The organism is Mesorhizobium sp. 1B3 (assembly GCF_050958605.1).
GTDB lineage: Bacteria > Pseudomonadota > Alphaproteobacteria > Rhizobiales > Rhizobiaceae.
Window position 1 is genome coordinate 186259 of record NZ_JBJHDO010000009.1, and the last position, 18564, is coordinate 204822.

The 18564-nt window shown below is 64.3% G+C and carries 14 protein-coding genes; 1 reads left to right on the top strand and 13 read right to left on the bottom strand.

Translation table 11 applies throughout. The annotated features are described in order from the left end of the window. Positions 1 to 15: 15 nt before the first annotated feature. From ACCO56_RS23155 to ACCO56_RS23200, 10 genes are all read right to left on the bottom strand, one after another. Positions 16 to 930: an SDR family oxidoreductase gene (locus ACCO56_RS23155; protein ID WP_433643225.1), complete on the bottom strand. Its 915-nt coding sequence runs from the start codon at positions 928 to 930 to the stop codon at positions 16 to 18. A 79-nt stretch (positions 931 to 1009) separates the two neighbouring features. Beyond that, positions 1010 to 2539 carry an AMP-binding protein gene (locus ACCO56_RS23160; RefSeq protein ID WP_433643226.1) on the bottom strand — a complete coding sequence of 510 codons (1530 nt, stop codon included), beginning with the start codon at positions 2537 to 2539 and terminating at the stop codon, positions 1010 to 1012. After that, positions 2536 to 3396 (bottom strand): MaoC/PaaZ C-terminal domain-containing protein, encoded by an 861-nt coding sequence (locus tag ACCO56_RS23165; RefSeq protein ID WP_433643227.1) that lies wholly within the window; start codon positions 3394 to 3396, stop codon positions 2536 to 2538. The genes ACCO56_RS23160 and ACCO56_RS23165 overlap by 4 nt, the downstream gene beginning before the upstream one ends. 10 nt (positions 3397 to 3406) lie before the next feature. Beyond that, positions 3407 to 4561 carry a CaiB/BaiF CoA transferase family protein gene (locus ACCO56_RS23170; protein ID WP_433643228.1) on the bottom strand — a complete coding sequence of 385 codons (1155 nt, stop codon included), beginning with the start codon at positions 4559 to 4561 and terminating at the stop codon, positions 3407 to 3409. Positions 4562 to 4568: 7 nt separating this feature from the next. Continuing rightward, positions 4569 to 5606 (bottom strand): ABC transporter ATP-binding protein, encoded by a 1038-nt coding sequence (locus tag ACCO56_RS23175; RefSeq protein ID WP_433643229.1) that lies wholly within the window; start codon positions 5604 to 5606, stop codon positions 4569 to 4571. Between the two features lie 9 nt (positions 5607 to 5615). Beyond that, entirely contained in the window at positions 5616 to 6473 is an 858-nt protein-coding gene (locus ACCO56_RS23180) for an ABC transporter permease (RefSeq protein ID WP_433643230.1), read from the bottom strand. Continuing rightward, positions 6470 to 7423 carry an ABC transporter permease gene (locus tag ACCO56_RS23185; RefSeq protein WP_433643233.1) on the bottom strand — a complete coding sequence of 318 codons (954 nt, stop codon included), beginning with the start codon at positions 7421 to 7423 and terminating at the stop codon, positions 6470 to 6472. The genes ACCO56_RS23180 and ACCO56_RS23185 overlap by 4 nt, the downstream gene beginning before the upstream one ends. 19 nt (positions 7424 to 7442) lie before the next feature. Further along, positions 7443 to 9011: an ABC transporter substrate-binding protein gene (locus ACCO56_RS23190; RefSeq protein WP_433643234.1), complete on the bottom strand. Its 1569-nt coding sequence runs from the start codon at positions 9009 to 9011 to the stop codon at positions 7443 to 7445. 14 nt (positions 9012 to 9025) lie between these two features. Next, complete coding sequence (locus ACCO56_RS23195; protein ID WP_433643235.1) at positions 9026 to 10054, bottom strand: ABC transporter ATP-binding protein; 1029 nt, start codon at positions 10052 to 10054, stop codon at positions 9026 to 9028. After that, a complete protein-coding gene (locus ACCO56_RS23200; RefSeq protein WP_433643236.1) occupies positions 10041 to 13352 on the bottom strand; it encodes a carboxyl transferase domain-containing protein in 3312 nt (1103 codons plus the stop codon). The genes ACCO56_RS23195 and ACCO56_RS23200 overlap by 14 nt, the downstream gene beginning before the upstream one ends. A gap of 177 nt (positions 13353 to 13529) precedes the next feature. On the opposite strand from ACCO56_RS23200, the gene tcuA (ACCO56_RS23205) reads away from it, so the two are divergent. Continuing rightward, a complete protein-coding gene (tcuA, locus tag ACCO56_RS23205) occupies positions 13530 to 15017 on the top strand; it encodes an FAD-dependent tricarballylate dehydrogenase TcuA (protein ID WP_433643237.1) in 1488 nt (495 codons plus the stop codon). 95 nt (positions 15018 to 15112) lie between these two features. On the opposite strand, the gene ACCO56_RS23210 is transcribed toward tcuA (ACCO56_RS23205), so the two are convergent. The 3 genes from ACCO56_RS23210 to ACCO56_RS23220 form a co-directional block, all read right to left on the bottom strand. Beyond that, positions 15113 to 16009 (bottom strand): MmgE/PrpD family protein, encoded by an 897-nt coding sequence (locus ACCO56_RS23210; RefSeq protein WP_433643238.1) that lies wholly within the window; start codon positions 16007 to 16009, stop codon positions 15113 to 15115. Position 16010: 1 nt separating this feature from the next. After that, positions 16011 to 17513, bottom strand: coding sequence for an FAD-dependent tricarballylate dehydrogenase TcuA (gene tcuA, locus ACCO56_RS23215; RefSeq protein ID WP_433643239.1), 1503 nt, complete (start codon positions 17511 to 17513; stop codon positions 16011 to 16013). A 228-nt stretch (positions 17514 to 17741) separates the two neighbouring features. After that, positions 17742 to 18440: a GntR family transcriptional regulator gene (locus ACCO56_RS23220; RefSeq protein WP_433643240.1), complete on the bottom strand. Its 699-nt coding sequence runs from the start codon at positions 18438 to 18440 to the stop codon at positions 17742 to 17744. Positions 18441 to 18564 lie beyond the last annotated feature (124 nt).

An 18564-nucleotide genomic window follows, 5' to 3' on the forward strand; every position in this document is an offset into this window, starting at 1 on the left:
AGGTTCTCCTGTCAGTCAGACCGGATCCCAGCCGATCACGTCGCTGGTGCGATGCAGCGGGAAGAAGTTGCTCTCCATGGCGGGCATGGCGTGCTCGGCAATCGTCTCCGGCGTCCAACCTTCGCTGCGATGTGCCGAGCGGATCGGACGCGTCTGGTTGAACAGATAGATCTCGTTCATGCGCGAGGCGAAGATCTGTCCCGTCACCTTTTTCGACAGGTCACTGGCAAGGTAGACGGCAAGCGGCGCCACCTTCTCCGGTCCCATTGCCTTGAGCCGTTCGACGCGCTTCGCAGTCTCCTCCGAGTCGGTCGGAATAGTCCCGATCAGTCGACTCCAGGCGAAGGGCGCGATGCAGTTCGAACGAACGTTGAACCGTTGCATATCCATGGCAATGCCCTTGGACAGACCGATGATTCCCATCTTGGCCGCCGCGTAGTTGCTCTGGCCGAGATTGCCGATCAGGCCGGACGTGGAGGTGAAATGCACGAAGGAGCCGCTTTCCTGCTCCTTGAAATACGGTGCCGCCGCGCGGGCAACGTAGAAGCTCCCGAGCAAGTGAACCCTGATCACCATTTCGAAGTCGACGATCGACATGCGATGGAAAATGCGATCCCGCAGGATGCCAGCATTGTTCACGACGGCATCGATGCGGCCGAAATTTTCCATGGCGGTCCGAATGACGTTGTTGGCGCCCTCCGGCTCGGCGACGCTGTCATGATTGGCGACGGCGATGCCGCCTGCCGCCTCGATCTCGTCCACCACCGATTGCGCCGCCGATGCATCGGCACCCTCGCCCTCCGAAGAGCCGCCAAGATCGTTGACGAGGACCTTGGCGCCCTTTTCCGCCGCCAAAAGCGCGATCGCCCTGCCGATGCCTCGTCCGGCTCCGGTGACGACCAGAACCTTGTCCTGCATGCACTTCGTCATTTCACTTCCTCTTCGTGTTCGCGGTGCGGTCGAAACGGGGCAGAGACCTGCTCCGTCAGGGACGGGGAACCGGGTCGGCTTACGCCTTCTGCCAGTACGGTTCGCGGAGCTTTCTCTTGAGCAGCTTGCCGACATCGTCGCGCGGAAGGCTTTGTCGGAACTCTACGTATTTCGGGACCTTGAACCTGGCCAAGCGGCTCCCGAGGTAGGACCGTATCGCCTCGGCCGAGATGACGCTGCCCGGCACCACGATGGCGAGCAGAGACTCGCCATATTCGGCATCGGGGATGCCAATCACGGCGCAGTCGGCCACCTCCGGCAGCTCCAAGAGGGCAGACTCGATCTCGGACGGATAGATGTTCACGCCGCCGGAGATGACCATGTCCTTCTTGCGATCGCAGATGAACAGGAAGCCGTCCTCGTTGAGGTAGCCGATGTCACCGCCCGTCACGAGGTCGCCGAGGCCGACGGTCGCACGGTCCGCATCTCGCTTGTGGTACGTGAAATCCGGCATGAACTCGAGCTTCATGTAGATCTCGCCTTCCTGACCAGCAGGTGCCGGCTCTCCATCGGCGTCGATGATCTCGATTCTGGCGCCCTTGATCGGACGCCCGACCGTACCCGGGAAGCGCAGCCACTCCTCGGTCGAGCAACGCGTCACCACGCTCGTCTCGGTGGTGCCGTACCACTCGTAGATCACGGGCCCGAACCAATCGATTATCTGGCGCTTGACCTCCGGGGGACAGGGCGCGGCCGCATGCAGGACCGTCTTCAGCGAACTGATGTCGTAGGCGCGACGGACCTCCTGCGGCAACCGGAGCAGGCGCACGAACATGGTCGGGACCATCACGACAGATGTAATCCGGTGCTCCTCGACCATGCGCAGGAAGTTCTCCGGATCAAATTTCGGCATCAGGACGAGCGTGTCGGCGACCTCGAGCCCTCGCAGCGAGAAGACATTCGGCGCCGCGTGATAAAGCGGGGCCGGCACGAGCAGCCTGATGCCCGGCTTCAGGAAATAGACTTCTTCCCGCAGCCGGTCGAGCTCAGCCTTCTGCTCGGCCGTCGGGAGCCGCCGCCGGACACCCTTGGGACGTCCGGTCGTACCCGACGTGTAGATCGTGCTCTCCGGCGCCGGCGAGCGGCGCTCCTCGGGCAATGGCTCCTGCGCGGCGATCCAGTCGTCCCAGGAGAGCGCCGGGCCGTTCACCTCGCCCGCGATCGTCAAGGCGTAGGCTGTGCGGACCTCGTCCGGCGTCTCGACGACGATCGTCGTAATACCCGCCTGCTCGATGAGTCCGGGCGGGATCAGTCCCAGCAGGTCCCGGTGCGCGACGAGAATGCGCGCCTCGCAGTCCTGCACGACATAGGCGATCTCGTCGGGCGTCAAATGCCAGTTCAGCGGGACCGCATAGGCACCGAGCCGCCCTATGGCGTTGCTCGCTTCGAGAAACTCGATGGAGTTGCGCATCAGGATCGCGACCGCCGAGCCGGAGGTCACGCCGAGCCCGGCAAGGCCGGCGGCCACGCGCCGAGCACGCTCGAGCACCCGTCCAGCGGATCGCCGTCGCTCGCCGGAAACGATCCATCTTTCGTCGGAACTGGTCATACGAACCGCACCAAACCGTTGTTGAGGATGACCGTATCGCGTTCCAGCGCGATGCTCCGGAAGCCGGCCGTCCCATCGCCTTCGCGCCAGATCTCGGTGCGGATCGTCTCACCCGGCAGCACGGGTGCCGAGAAGCGGACGTTCATCTCCCGCAGCCGCGTCGCGTCGTTGTCGCAAAGGCTCCGAACGAGCGCGTGGCCGGCGACGCCATAGGTGCAGAGGCCATGCAGGATCGGCCGATCGAACCCTGCCGAAGCGGCCGCGGCTGGATCGGCATGGATTGGATTGAAATCGCCGTTGAGACGGTAAAGGAGACTTGAATGGTTCCACGTGGGCAGGTCACAGACCAGGTCCGATGCACGCTCGGGCAGCTTGTGAAAGGGCTTGGCCGATCTTTCAGGTCCGCCGAAGCCGCCATCGGCGCGGGCGAAACTGGACAGGCCGACCGTGCACACCAGCTCTTCTGTGTCGGCGTCGGAGAGCTCGCGTCTGACATAGATCAGCGCCCCTCTCCCCTCGCCCTTGTCGACGATCTCCTCGATCCACTGTCGGCCGATGAGCCGGCCAGAAGGCGCCAGCGGCCGATGAACGGTGAGGAATTGCTCGCCGTGCAGTACCTGCTTCCAGTTCACGCCGGTGTCGGCCTGATTTAGCCAGAAGCCCGGGGCGCACAGCACCGTCGCCATGGTCGGGAGTGCCTGCAATTCCTCCTCGTAGACGAACCGAAGGTCGCGGCGGTCGGTTGGATCGTCACCGCAGCAGACGCCGAGCGCGTAGAGCATCGTGTCCTTGACGTCGTAGCTCTGTTCGATCGGCTCGAACTTCCGGTTTTTGAGAGCCTGATAGTCGATCGTCATTGCCTGCTCCTTATGCCGGTGCCTGTACGGCGACTTTGTCCCGGAGAAGGGTCTCAACGGTGCCGCCAGGTACGCCCCAACGGAGAAGCGCTTCGGTCGTGTGCTGGCCGGCCCTGGCCGCCGGACCCGGCTTGCCGGATTGCGTCCGGCTGAAGCGTGGCGTCGGCGCCGGCTGCCTGACGCCGTTGATCTCGATGAAGTTACCTCTGGCCTTGTTCTGCGGATGGTCGGGAGCTTCCTCAGCGCTCAGGACGGCGGCGAAACAGGCATCGGTGTTCTCGAGCAGGGCCGACCACTCTGCCCGAGTCTTGGTGCGAAAGAGTTCTGCAAGGCGAGCCTGCAGGGTATCCCAGCCCTGGGGATCGTTTTGGGCAGGAAGTACCTCGCCGCCGAGCCCGACCATATCGAGCAGTTGCGCATAGAATTTCGGTTCGATCGGCCCGACCGAAACATGCCCGCCATCGGCGGTCTCGTAGCAGTCATACCATGGCCGGCCGCCATCGAGCAGATTGGTGCCGCGCCTGTCGGTCCAGGCGCCTCGCGCGAAGGCGCCGAACAGGAAGCTGGACAGCGAGATCGCCCCGTCGAGGATGGCGGCGTCGACCACCTGTCCTTGCCCCGAGCGTTCGCGCTCCCACAGGGCGCAGAGGATGCCGAACAGCATGTACATGGAGCCTCCGCCGAAATCGCCAACTAGGTTGAGCGGCGGAACCGGCGCCTCGCCCCGGCGCCCGATGGCGTGCAATGCGCCCGAGAGCGCGATGTAGTTGATGTCGTGGCCGGCGCTCTGCGCCAGCGGTCCGGTCTGGCCCCAACCGGTCATGCGCCCATAGACCAGGCGCGGGTTGCGGACGGCGCAGTGTTCGGGCCCGAGTCCCAGGCGCTCCATCACGCCTGGCCGAAATCCTTCGATGAGCACGTCGGCTCCGTCCACCAACCGAAGCACGAGTTCGATCGCCTCCTGCCGCTTGAGGTCGAGCGCGATCGACGGCCGACCGCGATTGAGCACCTCGAAATTGGGATTGCGCTCGCCCGGCGCACCCACCGCATCAGCCCGGTCGAGGCGGATGACATCTGCTCCCATGTCCGCCAACATCATCGCACAGAACGGGCCGGGGCCGATGCCGGCCATTTCGATTACCTTCAGTCCCTGCAACGGCCCCATTACGTGGCTACTCCCTGTCAGATTTCTGGATGGCTCCCGGAAGATCGAGCTCTGCGGCGCGAATGCAGCGAACCCGGCGATTTCCGGTGTGGACGAGCGGCAGCGGCTCCTCGCATTGGGGTCGGGCGTGCGCGCATCTCTCGCGGAAACGGCAGCCACTCGGCAGGTCGGCGAGGCTTGGCACCCTGCCGCCGATCGACGGCAGCGGCCGCCCGCGTACGCCGAGGCTCGGCATGGACTGGAATAGGGCCGACGTGTAGGGATGTTGGGGCGTACGATAGACGTCCTCGATCGGCGCATCTTCGACAATTTGGCCTGCATAGAAAACGAGCACCCGCTCGCAGAGCTCGGCGACGACGCCAAGGTCGTGGGTGATGAAGATCAGAGCCGTGCCCGTCTCCTCGTTGATGCGGTATAGCAGGTCGATGATCTGCGCCTGGACGGTGACGTCGAGCGCGGTCGTCGGTTCGTCGGCAATGATCAGACGGGGGCGGCAAATCAGTGCCATGGCGATCATGGCGCGCTGCTGCATGCCGCCGGACAGCGCATGCGGATAGTCGTCGTAGCGACGCTCCGGCGCGGCGATCCCCACCTCGGCAAGGGCCTCGATGACACGTTCCCGCGCCTCCTTCTTGCCGATCGGGACATGGGCGCGAAGTGTTTCCGATATCTGCTCGCCAACGGTGAAGACCGGGTCGAGCGCACGCATGGGCTCCTGGAACACGACGCCGATGCGCGCTCCGGTGACCGCGCGCATCTGCCAGCGGCGCAGCTGCATCAGGTCGCGGCCCTCGAAGGTGACCCTCCCGGTGACGCGCGACGAGAAGCGGGGCAGGAGGCCGAGCAAGGCAAGCCCCGTTACCGACTTGCCGCAGCCGCTCTCGCCGACTATGCCGAGGCGTTCGCCGGGCCGCACGGAGAAACCGACGGAATCGATCGCCTGCACTTGGGAGCGGCCGCTGCCGAAGAACACCTGCAGGTCATCGACCTCGAGCAGCGGCGCGACGCGGTCGGGCGAAAGGTCTGTCATCTGGCCGATCGTCATGGGCATGCCTCAGCGCGACTTCATGGTGGGGTCGAGCCGCACGCGGATGTATTCGCCCAGCGTGTTGAAGCTCAGCGCGGTGAACAGGATCGCCAGACCCGGCGCGTACATCTGCGACGGCGCGATGCCAGCGTAGAAGAATGAGCGCGACAGCATCGCGCCCCAGCTCGGCTGCGGCGGCTGCACGCCAAGACCGAGAAACGACAGGCTGGCCTCCGCCAGCAGCGCTGTCGGCAGCAGCAGAGTGACCTGGACGATGACTGGCTGGATGGCGTTCGGCAGTACGTGGACGGCGAGCAGCCGGAACTGCGACGCGCCGAAGCAGCGCGCGGCAGCGACATAGAGTGCATTGCGGCCGATCAGCGTCTGGCCGCGCATCAGACGGGCGATGGTCGGCGAAAAAACGATACCGATAGCGATCATGCTGTTGACGAGGCCGACGCCGAGCACGCCGGTGACTGCGATCGCCAGCACGATGGCCGGGAAGGAAAGCATAGTGTCGATCGCCCGGCTGATCACGGCGTCGACCCAGCCGCCGGTGAAGCCGGCGATCAGCCCGACCGGGACGCCGATCAGGCAGGCGACCCCGACGGCGATGAAGCTGCCCATGAGGGTCAGCGGCGCGCCATGGATCAGCCGGCTGAGCACGTCGCGGCCGAGGTCATCGGTGCCGAGAAAATGCTCGGCGCTCGCCGGGACAAGCACGGCTTTCATGTCCTGGTCGGTCGGCGAGTAGGGCGCGACGAAGGGCGCGAAGACCGACAGCAGCACCAGGAGCAGCAGGAACGCCGCGCTGAGATAGACGGGCACGTCGCGGAGGCGAAGCGAGGAGCCGGCGGTAGCGAGAGCGCTGCGAACCATGGTCATGACGTCCGCGGATCCAGGAGGGAGTAGAGAATTTCGATGACGAGATTCACCAGCACGACGATCAGGACCATGGTCAGCATCACTCCTTGCATGACCGGGAAGTCCTTGCCCGACGCCGCAGCGACAACGAGGCTGCCCATGCCGTTGATGGCGAATACCGCCTCGATGACGACAGTTCCGCCGAGCAGGCGGTTGAACAGCAGACCGACCACCGTCAGCAGCGTTACGCTGATGTTCTTCAAACCATGCTTCCAGAAGATCGACGTGTGGGTGAGCCCCTTGGCGACGAGCGTGCGCATGTGCTGGGAGGACTGGAACTCGATCAGCGCGCTACGAGTCTGGCGTGCGACCTCGGCGATGCCGCTAGCGCCGAGCGCGACTGCCGGCAGCGTGGCGTCGTAGACAGCGCGCCAAAAACTGTCCGAGGGATGTGTCATCCCGGAGACAGGGAAGAGCTGAAGGTTCATCGCGAGCCAGGTGACCAGGATCATGCCAAGCCAGAAGCCCGGTAGGGCGATGCCGACCGAGGCGATGTTGGTCACCAGGGAATCGACGGTGGAACCGGGGCGCGACGCGGCGAAGATGCCGATCGGGATGCCGAACGCAAGCGAGATGAACATGGCGATGCCGACCAGGGTCAGCGAAACGGGCAGCCGGGCGAGGATCGAATCCAGGACCGGCACGTTCGATAGCAGCGAGTTCGAGAAATCGCCGCGCAGGATATTGGAGAGCCAGATCCAATATTGCATCAGGGCCGAGCGATCGAGGCCGTAGAGCTGGCGGATCTCCTCGATCCGCTCGCGGGTGGCCGTTTCACCCGCGAGCGTAATGGCGATGTCCCCGGGAACGAGATGCATCAGCAGGAAGACGAGCAACGTCGCCGCGATAAGGATCGGAACCGCCTGGAGCAGGCAGAAACCGATCAGCTTGAGGGTCCTGTTGCCGTGCATCGTTGTCGCGTCCCGAGCGTCAGCTTGCGAGATGGACGGTTTCGAAGCGCGGCTTGCCGAGGATGGAGGGAGCGTAGCCCTCCACTGCCGGCGCGAGGGCGTTGAGCTCGACCTGGAGCACCAGCGGAACGTAAAGGGCGTTCTCGTTGATGATCTTCAGCGCGTGCTGGATCGCCTGCTTGCGTGATTCGAGATCGAGATTGCTGCGGCAGTCCGCCATCGCCTGCTCGAGCTCGGGGGCGCCCCACATGCGCGACGCATTGATGAAGGATTCCGGGTCGAACATGAGACTGAAAAACTGGCTCGGATCGGTGCGGCCGCTGTAGATCGACAGGGCTGCGTTACCGAGCCGTTCGCCCATGAATTTGGCGCCGAGCTCGTTCGTCGGAACGGACCTCAGGATGAGGTTGATCTTCGCCTTCTTCAGCTGTTCGACGAGCACCTCGCCCTTCTGCTGGAAGGCCTGCGTGTTCGGCACGAACATTTCCACGTCGACGCCGTCCGGGTGGCCGGCCTCGGCGAGCAGCTTGATGGCCAGTTCGGGATCGTGTTTGTAGGTGCCTTCGAGCTCCGGATTGTAGGCCCAGTGCGATGCAGGCAACGTCTGCACGGTCGGCACGCCTAGACCGGCCATGGTCAGTTCATTGAGCGCATCGCGGTCCACCGCATGGCACAAGGCAAGACGCACGTTCTTCTTGTCGAAGGGCGGCTTGGAGTAGTTCAGGTAGAAGTGGAATGTCGCCAGCGTCGGGCCCGACGCGGCCTTCAGCCTGGACGCCTCGATCAGCGGCTTCTGCTGCGGGGCGAGCTGCATGACGAAGTGGTTCTGCCCTGCCACCACCGAGCGAAGTCCGGTGTTTGAATCGGTGATGACGGAGACTTCGATGCCGTCGAGATAGGGCGCGCCGCTCTGCCAATAGTTCTCGTTGCGCGTATAGACGAGCCGCTCCGCGTCGCGCCACTCAGTCAAGCGCCACGGTCCTGTTCCCACTGCGGTGCGGTCGTAGCCCTCGCCCATTTCCTTCACCGCTTTGGGCGACGACATCATGCCGGCACGATCGGACAGGACGCTGAGCAGCACCGCGTCGGGCTCCTTCAGCTTGATCGTGACCTGGTGCTCGCCGGTCGCCTGAATGGACTCGACGGACAGGAGGTCGATCTTCACGCGCGAACGCTCGTCGGTGCGGGCGCGCTCGAGATTGAAGACGGCTGCCCCCGCATTGAAGGGCGTGCCGTCATGGAACGTGACGTCCTTGCGCAACTCGAGGACGAGCGTGGTCGGATCCGTGTAGGTCCACGATTCCGCCAGGCCAGCCTCCGGCATCAATGTATCGAGATTGACGTTGACGAGCGCCTCGTAGACCGGGAACAGTAGGATGTGGTCGTTGCCATGCCGACCGGTCATCGGGTCCATGCTGGTCGGATTGTGCGGCGCGGCGACCTTGAGCACGCCGCCCTGCTTCTGGGCATGGGCCTTCGTCGCAGCACCGAACGGCAACATGGCGGTTGCGGCGGCGCCACCCGCAAATGCGAGCCACTGGCGCCGGGTCATCACGACCGCGTCACTTCTTAAGCGGAAATCTTCCATTGCGTTCTCCTCCCTCATTGAACTCCTCCGGTCGTTTCGCCGGCGAAGTGACATGCGACCTGCTGGCCTGCGCGCATCTCTCGCAACGCCGGAGCCTCCTCGGCGCATCTGGCTTGGGCGAACTGGCAACGCGTCCGGAAGCGACAGCCCGAAGGCGGTGTCAGGGCGCTCGGGATTTCGCCGGTCAGGGCCGGACGCGTTCGCGTGCGCATCGAAGCGGGAACCGGGACCGGCCGTGATCGCAACAGCGCGCGCGTGTAGGGATGCAGCGGCTCGGACATGATCTGGTCGACCGTACCGACCTCGACCAGCCGGCCGAGATACATGACCGCGATGCGGTGGCTTACATGCGAAACGACGCTGAGGTCGTGGGAAATGAACAGATAGGCTAGGCCGAGTTCTTTCTGGAGCTTATCGAACAGATTGACGATCTCGGCCTGAATGGAGACGTCCAACGCGGCGACTGCCTCGTCGCAGACCAGCAGCTTCGGCTTCATGGTCAGGACCCGCGCGATGTTGACGCGCTGCTTCTGACCGCCGGAAAGCTCGTGAGCATAGCGTTTCGCATGCTCCGGACGCAGGCCGACGAGGCCGAGACATTCGAGCGCGACCTCGTCCTGCTCGGCGCGAGAGAGCTTGCCCTGGATGCGCAACGGCTCTCGAAGGCTCTGCAGAATGGTCATGCGCGGATTCAGGGCGCCGGCGGGATCCTGAAAGACGATCTGATAGTCGCGCCGCTTGCGGCGAAGCGCTGCGCCCGACAGACTGCTAATGTCCTCACCTTCGAGGACGACTCGCCCTTCAGTCGCTGCCTGAAGCGCGACAATCGTCCTGCCGACCGTCGATTTTCCCGAGCCGGACTCCCCGATCAGGCCGAACACCTCGTTCGAATGGACGTCGAACGAGACACCGTCGACCGCCTTGAGGGTGATATTGCGGCTGATCGGAAAATGGACGCATAGGTCCTCGACGCGCACCAGCGGAACCGAGAGGCCGGTTTGTGGTGAAACGTTCGGTGCGTGCGACGCGCTACATGGCTGCATCGTGCGCACCTCCGAGAGCACGGCGCTGTCTGCCGGCACGCCGGTGTGCGACATCGAGGCCGGCGACGATCCACGCGCGCGATGCCACGGGATCGATGACGTCGTCGATCGTCACATAGCTTGCGGCATTGAGTGGATCGCCGTGTCGGTAGAGATCGTCCACCCGCTTGCGCAGGCTGGCCTCGCGCTCAATCGGGTCGGCGATTTGTTCGAGCTCCCTGCGGAACCCGAGCTTGACCTGACCCTCCAGGCCCATCTTGCCAAAATGACCCGTCGGCCAGGAGACACAGAACTCCTGATCGTGCGAGTTACCCCCGACCATCGCCAGTGCACCCAGCCCATAGCCCTTACGCACGATAATGGTGAACTGGGGCACGTCGAGACGCGCGCCTTCGATGAACATGTGCCCGGCCTGGCGGACGAGACCTTCCCGCTCTGCGTTGGGGCCGACCATGAAGCCTGGCGTGTCGCAGAGTTTGAGCAGTGGCAGCCCGAACGACCCGACCAGCCTGCAGAAATCGGCGGCCTTGGTCGCGGCGTCGCTATCGATCGCGCCGGAGAGATGCGCCGGGTTGTTGGCCATCAGCGCGATCGGCCGCCCCTCTATGCGTACCAGCGCGGTGATGATCCCGACGCCGTAGTCGGGACGCAGTTCCAGGACCGATCCGGTATCGGCAAGGAGGCCCAGCACGTCGCGCATGGCGTACATCCGGCGTGGCTCTTCCGGAATCACATGCCTGAGGTGCCGCGGATCAGCGCAGTCCCAGGAAGGCAGAGTTCCCTGAAGGTAGGACAGGACCTGCTTGGCCGCCGCGACCGCGGCAGCCTCGTCCTTGACCACCATGTCGACGACGCCGTTGGGCGCCTGCATCGACATCGGCCCGATATCCTTCGCGGCCACGATGCCCAAGCCGCCGCCCTCGATCATCGCCGGGCCGCCCATCCCAACGGAGGCGTTCTCGGTGGCGATGATCAGATCGGCGCAGCCCGCAAGCGCGGCATTACCGGCGAAGCAGTTGCCCGAGACGATCGCGAGGATCGGCACCTGGCCGCTGAGGCGCGCCAATTGCCAGAAAGTCGGATTGTACAACTTGAGCTGTCCGTGGTCGTCGGTGTCACCCGGCCGACCGCCTCCACCTTCCGCGAACAGGACTACGGGAAGGCCGTTCTTTTCGGCAAGGTGAAACAGGCGATGCTTCTTGGTGTGCGCGACGACGCCCTGGGTGCCGGCAAAGACTGTGTAGTCGTAGGCCATCACCGCGCATCGCGTCGTCGCCGCGCCGAACAGGTCGGCATTGATCGTGCCGGTCCCGGTGATGAGCCCGTCGGCCGGACTGAGCTTCTGAAGTTGGTCGAGCGGCCGTCGTCCGCGTTGGGCGGCAATGGCCAGCCCGCCCGATTCGAGGAAGCTGCCCGGATCGCACAGGTCCTCGACATTCTCGCGGGCAGTGCGCTGACCGTCGGCGTGCCGGCGCTGGACCGCGTCGGGCCGCGCAGCATCCAGCAACTTTCCATGTGCTTCGATGACGCGCGCCAGATCGCAGCGGACCATATCGAGATCGATCGGCCCTCCGTTTGCTTCGCCGTTCAGCTCCGTACCGTCCGGACGGATGAAGACGATCGGACTTCCTTCGGAAAGAGCCGAGCCGACCTCCGCGGCGACGACCGCCACCGTGCCGCCGAAGCCGGCTGCCAGTGTCGCCTCCATCTTCATCGCCTCGGTGATCGCGATCAACTGCCCCGGCACTACGAAGTCGCCAGGGGCGACATGCAGTTCGATCAGGCGGCTGTCATTGAGCGCGACGATCGGCTGGCACCCCTCCGGCACGGCGACTTCGATGCGCTCCGCGACCGCCTGCTCTGCATCGTCATTTGCAAAGTGGAAATCCGGATGCGGCGTCCCAACCTCCAGGAGGTCTGGCAAGTTTCGGTCAACGAAGGCGATGTCGACTTCTCCGGCCTCGACCGCCGGATGCCGGAGCAGGCCGCGCAGGAACGAAACATTGGTGTCGATCCCGGCGATCTCCGTCTCGCAAAGCGCCCGATAGGCCTTCCTCACGAGGACTCCGACGTCGTCGGCCGCCGAATGCACGATAACCTTCGCAAACAGGGAATCGAAACCCAGGCCGTTGCGGAAGCCCGCATACGCGGCCGTGTCGACGCGTATACCCGGGCCACTCGGCAGCTCGAGGCGCGTAACGACGCCGGTCGCGGCGGTCGCACTGCCGTCAGCACGCATGCGTTCGGTGTTGATACGCAGCTGTACCGCCATGCCGCGCGGGCGGATCGTGCCAGAAACCAGGTCGTCGAGCCGGGCGCCAGAGGCGAGACGCAGCTGCAGCTGGACGAGATCGATGCCGGTCACTTCCTCCGTCACGGTGTGCTCGACCTGAAGACGCGGATTGACCTCCATGAACAGGATGCGGTCACCGGTTTCGCCGGGCGTGACCAGGAATTCCATCGTCGCGAGGCTCGACAGCCCGACGTGCCGCGCAATGCGCTCTGCCGCCTCGTGCAGTTCACCACGTGTCGCGGGAGCGAGCGAAGGAGCGGGAGCAAACTCGACGATTTTCTGCCGGCGCCTTTGAAGACTGCATTCACGCTCGCCCAGCACGCGGACTGCCATTCCGTCGCCTACGACCTGCACCTCCACGTGACGGGCTCGCTCGACGAGCTCCTCGGCGTAGATGCGGTCGTCGCCAAACGATGCGCCCGCCTCGGAGCGGCAACGTTCGAAGGCTTCGACAATTTCTGCGGAATTGCGGACGATCCGGATGCCGCGCCCGCCGCCGCCGGCGACGGCCTTGAGGACAACCGCGCGACCGAGTTCGGCCATGAAGCCGGCGGCAGCATTCGCATCGGCCAGGAGCCCGCTGCCCGCAGGCGTCTGAACGCCGGCCTCGGCCGCGACGAGGCGCGACCTCTCCTTGTCACCAAGCGCGGCAAGGGCCTTTGGAGTCGGACCCACAAAGATGAGGCCCGCTGCCTTGCAGGCCTCTGCAAAATCGGCGCGCTCGCTGAGAAAGCCGTAGCCCGGATGTATCATCTGGCAGTCATGTGCCAGCGCAGCGCGGATGAGGGCCTCGCCATCCAGATATGCCTTGGCCCCAGAAGCCTTGAGGAAGACCACCTCGTCGCCGCGCAGCCTATGCAACGCTTCCGTGTCGTCGACCGAACAAACCGTCACGCTGCGCCAACCCAGCTCGGCAACGGCACGCGCAATTCGGACGGCGATCTCGCCGCGGTTCGCGATTAGGACCTTCGGGGACCCTTCCGGGACTTGCCTGAAAGGCATCATTCCTCCTCCGCCGCCGATCCTCCCCGGCGACGCGGGAAGACAATCACCCAGCTTCCGGATTGTCAACAGTTGGCTGGTGACAATTTAATTCTGGCTGGGGAACCGAGGTTTCTTTTGTCGTTGACTGAAAACTGTCGACACCTTAACACGGGGCCTGCCCTGTACAAGGAGGTTCAGTTGGATCGATATGATGTGATCGTGGTTGGCGCCGGTAACGCGGCGCTATGCGCAGCCCTGTCGGCCAGGGAGAACGGCGCGAGAGTTCTTGTTCTTGAGCGCGCGCCCGAGGACGAGAAGGGCGGCAATTCCTACTTCACCGCAGGCGGGTTCCGTTTTGTGCATGAGGGTCTCGAAGACGTCTCCAGGGATATTCTGACGGATCTTTCCGAGGCGGAGCGCAACCAGATCGTGCTGCCGTCCCACAGCCGGCAGTTCTTCTACGACCAGCTCATGGAAATCACGCACCACCAAGCCGATGAGGATCTGGCGCATATACTGATCGACCGGTCGCGGCCGACGATGGGTTGGCTCCGGTCGCACGGCATCCGTTTCGTCCCGATGTTCGGGCGTCAGTCCTACGTCGTCGACGGAAAGCACCATTTCTACGGCGGTGTGAATATCGAAGCGGTCGGGGGCGGCGCCGGACTCGTCGAGGCGGAATTGGCACGCGCGGAAAAACTCGGCATCGAAATTCGTTACTCGACGGCGGCCATCGCCCTGCTGCAGAGCCAGGACCGCACGGTTACCGGCGTTAAGGTCCGGACCAAATCCGGCTATGAGGAAATATCGGCCAAGGCGGTTATCCTTGCATGCGGCGGCTTCGAATCGAACCCGGAGATGCGCGTCCGCTATCTCGGCCCGGGATGGGACCTGTGCCGGGTGCGCGGAACGCGCCACAATATGGGCGAGGGCATCCAGATGGCTCTGGCGATCGGCGCGCGACCCTACGGCAACTGGTCGAGCTGCCATGCCTGCGAGTGGGACATCTCGGCTCCGCCTTACGGCGACCGATGGGTGCTCGATAACTTCCAGAAGCACTCCTACCCGCTCGGCATCATGGTCAATCTCGACGCCCAGCGCTTCGTCGACGAAGGCGAGAACTACCGCAACCTCACTTATGCGAAGTTCGGCCGCGAGATTATGAAGCAGCCGCGCCGCACCGCCATTCAGATCTTCGACCAGCAGACTGTGGCGATGCTGCGCGATGAATATCGTATCAAGGAGGTGACCAAGCTCGAGGCGAACACTATCGAGGAGCTCGCCGACGGGCTGGAACTCGATCGGGACGCGCTTGTCCGTACGGTCCGCGAGTTCAACGAGGCATGCGGGCCGGAGACCTACAACCCGGCCATCCTGGACGGCAAGGGCACGCGCGGGATCGTGCCACGCAAATCCAACTGGGCGCTGCCGATCAACAAGCCGCCTTATGTCGCCTTTATCACGACCACCGGCATCACCTTCACTTTCGGCGGCCTGCAGATCAACACGCAGGGCGAGGTCCAGGATATGACCGATCAGTCCATCCCCGGCCTATATGCGGCCGGCGAATTGGTCGGCGGGCTGTTCTACGAGAACTATCCCGGCGGCACCGGGCTGATGTCAGGCTCCGTTTTCGGCAAGCTGGCCGGCGAGAGCGCCTCGGCATACGCGCGGGGCGTCGCCTGACCAAGCTGCGGCGCCGGCCGTGCCGGCGCCGCAGTCCGCCGAGCATTATTCCCTTTGCCCGGAGCATCCGATCCGGACAAACACTCCGGATAAAGTCAGGGGACCCACTGGGTCTCGACGAGATAGTCGGCAACCGCCAGATCAACCCTCGAGAAGACTGACCCGGGGGAGGGTGTTTTGGCGCCGGTCTGCAGCAGCCGGCCGATGTCGGCCAGATTGGCGGCGGCATCGATGGTCTCCAGACGCTCGAAGAGGATCGCGACGTTATCGGCCGGGAGCACGCACGCGGTGACATGCTCGAACCAGCCGAAGAGCGAAGACGGGGAAGGTGGCGGCACAGGGACCCGGCTGCCCGGAAGGACGTCCGCCAGCGCCAGATCGGATATGACGTCGCCCGCCGCAAGCGATGCGGCGAGCAACCCGGCGCGCGCGGCCTCCCCCGCCCTGAGCGAAACCAGGACGGGGTTCGGCGCAACCGGACATGACGGCTGCAGTGCGGCCGCCAGTTTCAACGCATTGGCGACGCGATCTGCATCGAGGTTCAGCATCCGCGCGCAGCCGCCCGCCACGGCGACGGCCTCGGAGGCCGCGACTAAGCGGTCCAGGGCCAGCAGTCCGGCACAGACGGCTTCGACCAGGCGCCCGCCGTCTGTCTGCCGCGCCTCGCCGAGCGACAGGAGCGCCGTCACCATGGGCACCGCGCTGCGGTCCAGCCAGGCGATCGTTTCTTCGCTTTCGGTCGGCGTTCGGGCGGCAACGGCATTGAGATACGCTGCATCGATCGCAGCGACGCCCCGATCTCCGCCGAAGATGGTCGACGGTCCGGTCCTTGGCGAGATGGCGGCTATGATCTCACCCGCAAGCGGGCAGGAGGAACCGGCGAGAGCGAGGCCCAACGTGCCGATGATCACCGCGGTGGCGCCCGAGCGGGCGTCTTCCGTCAGCCAGGCATGATCGGTCTCGCAAATGGCCTGAACGATGCTATCCACCATCTCAGGCGGCCGCCTTCAGTACATCCCGGGCAGCGCTGCGACCAGCAATGCGGCCAAACGTAGCGCCGGATACGAGACCGGTTCCTGCGGGGTAGTTGTCGTAGAACAGCCCGCCGACCATCTCGCCGCAGCAATAGAGCCCTTCTATGGGGCGCCAGTCCGTGCCTACCACCTGGGCAGACTCGGTGATCTTGAGACCGCCGAAGGTGAAGGTGATGCCGCCAGTCGCGCTGTAGGCATGGTAGGGCGGCTTATCGAGCTTCAGCGCCCAGTTGGTCTTGGGCAGCGACATTCCGGGTCTCGTCGCCAATCCATCCTTGGCGGCGGGATCGAAGCCCTCGCTCTCGTCGCGCGCGTGAGCGTTGTAGTCCCGGAGCGTGCGGAGAGCCTTGTCCGGATCCTCGAAGTCGAGCTTGCGAACCAGGTCGTCCAGACTAGCCGCGACGACCGGTTGCGACGTCGAATAGCGCGGCTCGAGCAGATGAAGGACCTTACTGTCGAAGATTTGCCAGGCCTTGGCTCCCGGTTCGGCCAAGATAGCGCGCCCGAACTTCGCATAGGTGAAAAGCGCTGCATCCTCGCCTTCGTCGACGAATCGGCGCCCCTTGCGGTTCAGCATCACCGAGTAGACATAACTGAGGCGGTTGGACCTGTCGGTCATCTCGCGCGGGGCGAATTCGCCCCAGTCGGCGCTAATTGGCGTCGCGTGGCAGCCCGACCACTGGCCCCACGGCAGCGCGCCGACGTCCATCGCCATCCTCAGCCCATCACCCTGATTGTGCGGCGTGCCCCGCACCTTCGCTCCGCCGATGTTGGGTCCGATATGCTGGGTACGCATCTGGACATTGGCTTCGAAGCCGCCGCAGCCGAGTATGATGCTGCGTCCCTCGACGACCGACATGCCTTTGCCGTCGCGGACCCTCACGGCGCAGACCCTGCCGCCAGCGTCGATTTCAAGCCCACGGACCGCGGCGCCGTAGCGGATCTCGACGCCCATCTCCTCGGCGGTTCGGAACCATGCACGAGACAGGCCGACGCCTTCGTGCTTCGCACGCACCACCAGGCCGCGGGCCCAAATTACCTTGTTGCCCCTTCGAACCGCGGACAGGGTCAGCGCCGGCTCCATGGGAACCTTGCCGACTCGGTTCATCCAGAACACCGTGTCCTTCGAATTGTCGACGAGGATCTTCGACAGGACAGGATCGGTCCGCCCTGCGGTCACGCGCATCAGGTCGCCGTGATAATCCGACTTCGAATAGGGCATGATGCCGCCATAGAAGTCTTCGATCTCGTTCTCGGCGTCCGGCACCAGAGGCTCGATCTCACGCGGGTCGTTGAAGGCGAAGCGCAAAACGCCGCCGCTCCAGTGCGTGTTGCCGCCCCGCATTTCGCGCGGGGCCTTTTCCAGAACAACGACGCGTTCAGCCCCACTCTCTCTCGCGGAGACCGCTGCTGCCAGTGCGGCATTCCCGGCCCCAACCACGATTACGTCATAGTGCGACATTCGACTTCCTCCAGACGATCCGCTTCTCCGAACCCGCCGGATGTGAAATCATCAACTGCCGAATGTCAACAGTTTACAGAGGTACGAGCTATAGCCCGCTCGCGGGTAATTGCCCGGGGAGAAAACGTACGACTACCGCGACAAGGATCACGGCAGCCGGAACGATCACGCCCATCGATCAGGACGCAGGGAAGGCACTTGCCGGGCGCGCTGCTCCGCGCCGGGCAGTCAGGTCTCGGCCGCCTCCGCCGCAGCCTTCTTCAACGCCATTTGGGCGTGCAGGCGGGCGTTGCGGATATGCGTCCGCATCGCGGCCTCGGCCCGATCCGGATCGCGCGAGACGAGCGCGTCGACGATCGCCCTGTGCTCGTCCAGCGCCTGCGCGGCGCGGCCAGTCATGGTCGAGGACTTGTAACGATAGACCCGTAGCAGATCGTAGAGGTCTCCCTTCACGATCGAAGCCAGCAACTCGTTGCGCGAGGCGGTCGCGATACGGAAATGGAAATCGTAGTCTCCGGATTCCTGATAGTAGCCTTGCCCCATTGCAACGTCGCGCTTGCGAGCGTGCGTATCCAGCAGCTTTACCAGTTCTTTGAGCTCCTGGTCGCTCATCCGCTCGGCCGCCAGTCGGCAAGCCATCCCCTCAAGCGCCTCGCGCACCGTCAGGAGATTGTCGAGACGTTCCGGCGAGAGCATCGCCACGCTCACGCCGACATTGGCCTTGCGGTCGAGGAGCCTGCGCCCCTCCAGTCGACGGATAGCTTCCCGCAGGGGACCCCGGCTGACCCCGAGCGACGCCGCGAGCGTTTGTTCGCGGATACGCTCGCCTGGCGCGAGCTCACCGGCGATGATGGCGGCCTCTAGCCGCTCGGTCACCGCGTCGACCAACGATTTCGGCACGACTTTGGTGCTGAAGCTATCTGTCAATTCCCGCTCCTTCACGAGGCCCTGTCCTGAGAACCAGCGACGATGTTGATCAATCTAATGCATTTCTCAGACGGTTGCACTCTCAAACTGTAAATTGTTGACATCAACTGATCTAACTGTTGAA

Bases quoted from the DNA above. Each gene is read 5' to 3' on its own strand.
- ACCO56_RS23155 (WP_433643225.1), bottom strand. From the start codon at position 930: ATGACGAAGTGCATGCAGGACAAGGTTCTGGTCGTCACCGGAGCCGGA.
- ACCO56_RS23160 (WP_433643226.1), bottom strand. From the start codon at position 2,539: ATGACCAGTTCCGACGAAAGATGGATCGTTTCCGGCGAGCGACGGCGA.
- ACCO56_RS23165 (WP_433643227.1), bottom strand. From the start codon at position 3,396: ATGACGATCGACTATCAGGCTCTCAAAAACCGGAAGTTCGAGCCGATC.
- ACCO56_RS23170 (WP_433643228.1), bottom strand. From the start codon at position 4,561: ATGGGGCCGTTGCAGGGACTGAAGGTAATCGAAATGGCCGGCATCGGC.
- ACCO56_RS23175 (WP_433643229.1), bottom strand. From the start codon at position 5,606: ATGACGATCGGCCAGATGACAGACCTTTCGCCCGACCGCGTCGCGCCG.
- ACCO56_RS23180 (WP_433643230.1), bottom strand. From the start codon at position 6,473: ATGACCATGGTTCGCAGCGCTCTCGCTACCGCCGGCTCCTCGCTTCGC.
- ACCO56_RS23185 (WP_433643233.1), bottom strand. From the start codon at position 7,423: ATGCACGGCAACAGGACCCTCAAGCTGATCGGTTTCTGCCTGCTCCAG.
- ACCO56_RS23190 (WP_433643234.1), bottom strand. From the start codon at position 9,011: ATGGAAGATTTCCGCTTAAGAAGTGACGCGGTCGTGATGACCCGGCGC.
- ACCO56_RS23195 (WP_433643235.1), bottom strand. From the start codon at position 10,054: ATGCAGCCATGTAGCGCGTCGCACGCACCGAACGTTTCACCACAAACC.
- ACCO56_RS23200 (WP_433643236.1), bottom strand. From the start codon at position 13,352: ATGATGCCTTTCAGGCAAGTCCCGGAAGGGTCCCCGAAGGTCCTAATC.
- ACCO56_RS23210 (WP_433643238.1), bottom strand. From the start codon at position 16,009: ATGGTGGATAGCATCGTTCAGGCCATTTGCGAGACCGATCATGCCTGG.
- tcuA (WP_433643239.1), bottom strand. From the start codon at position 17,513: ATGTCGCACTATGACGTAATCGTGGTTGGGGCCGGGAATGCCGCACTG.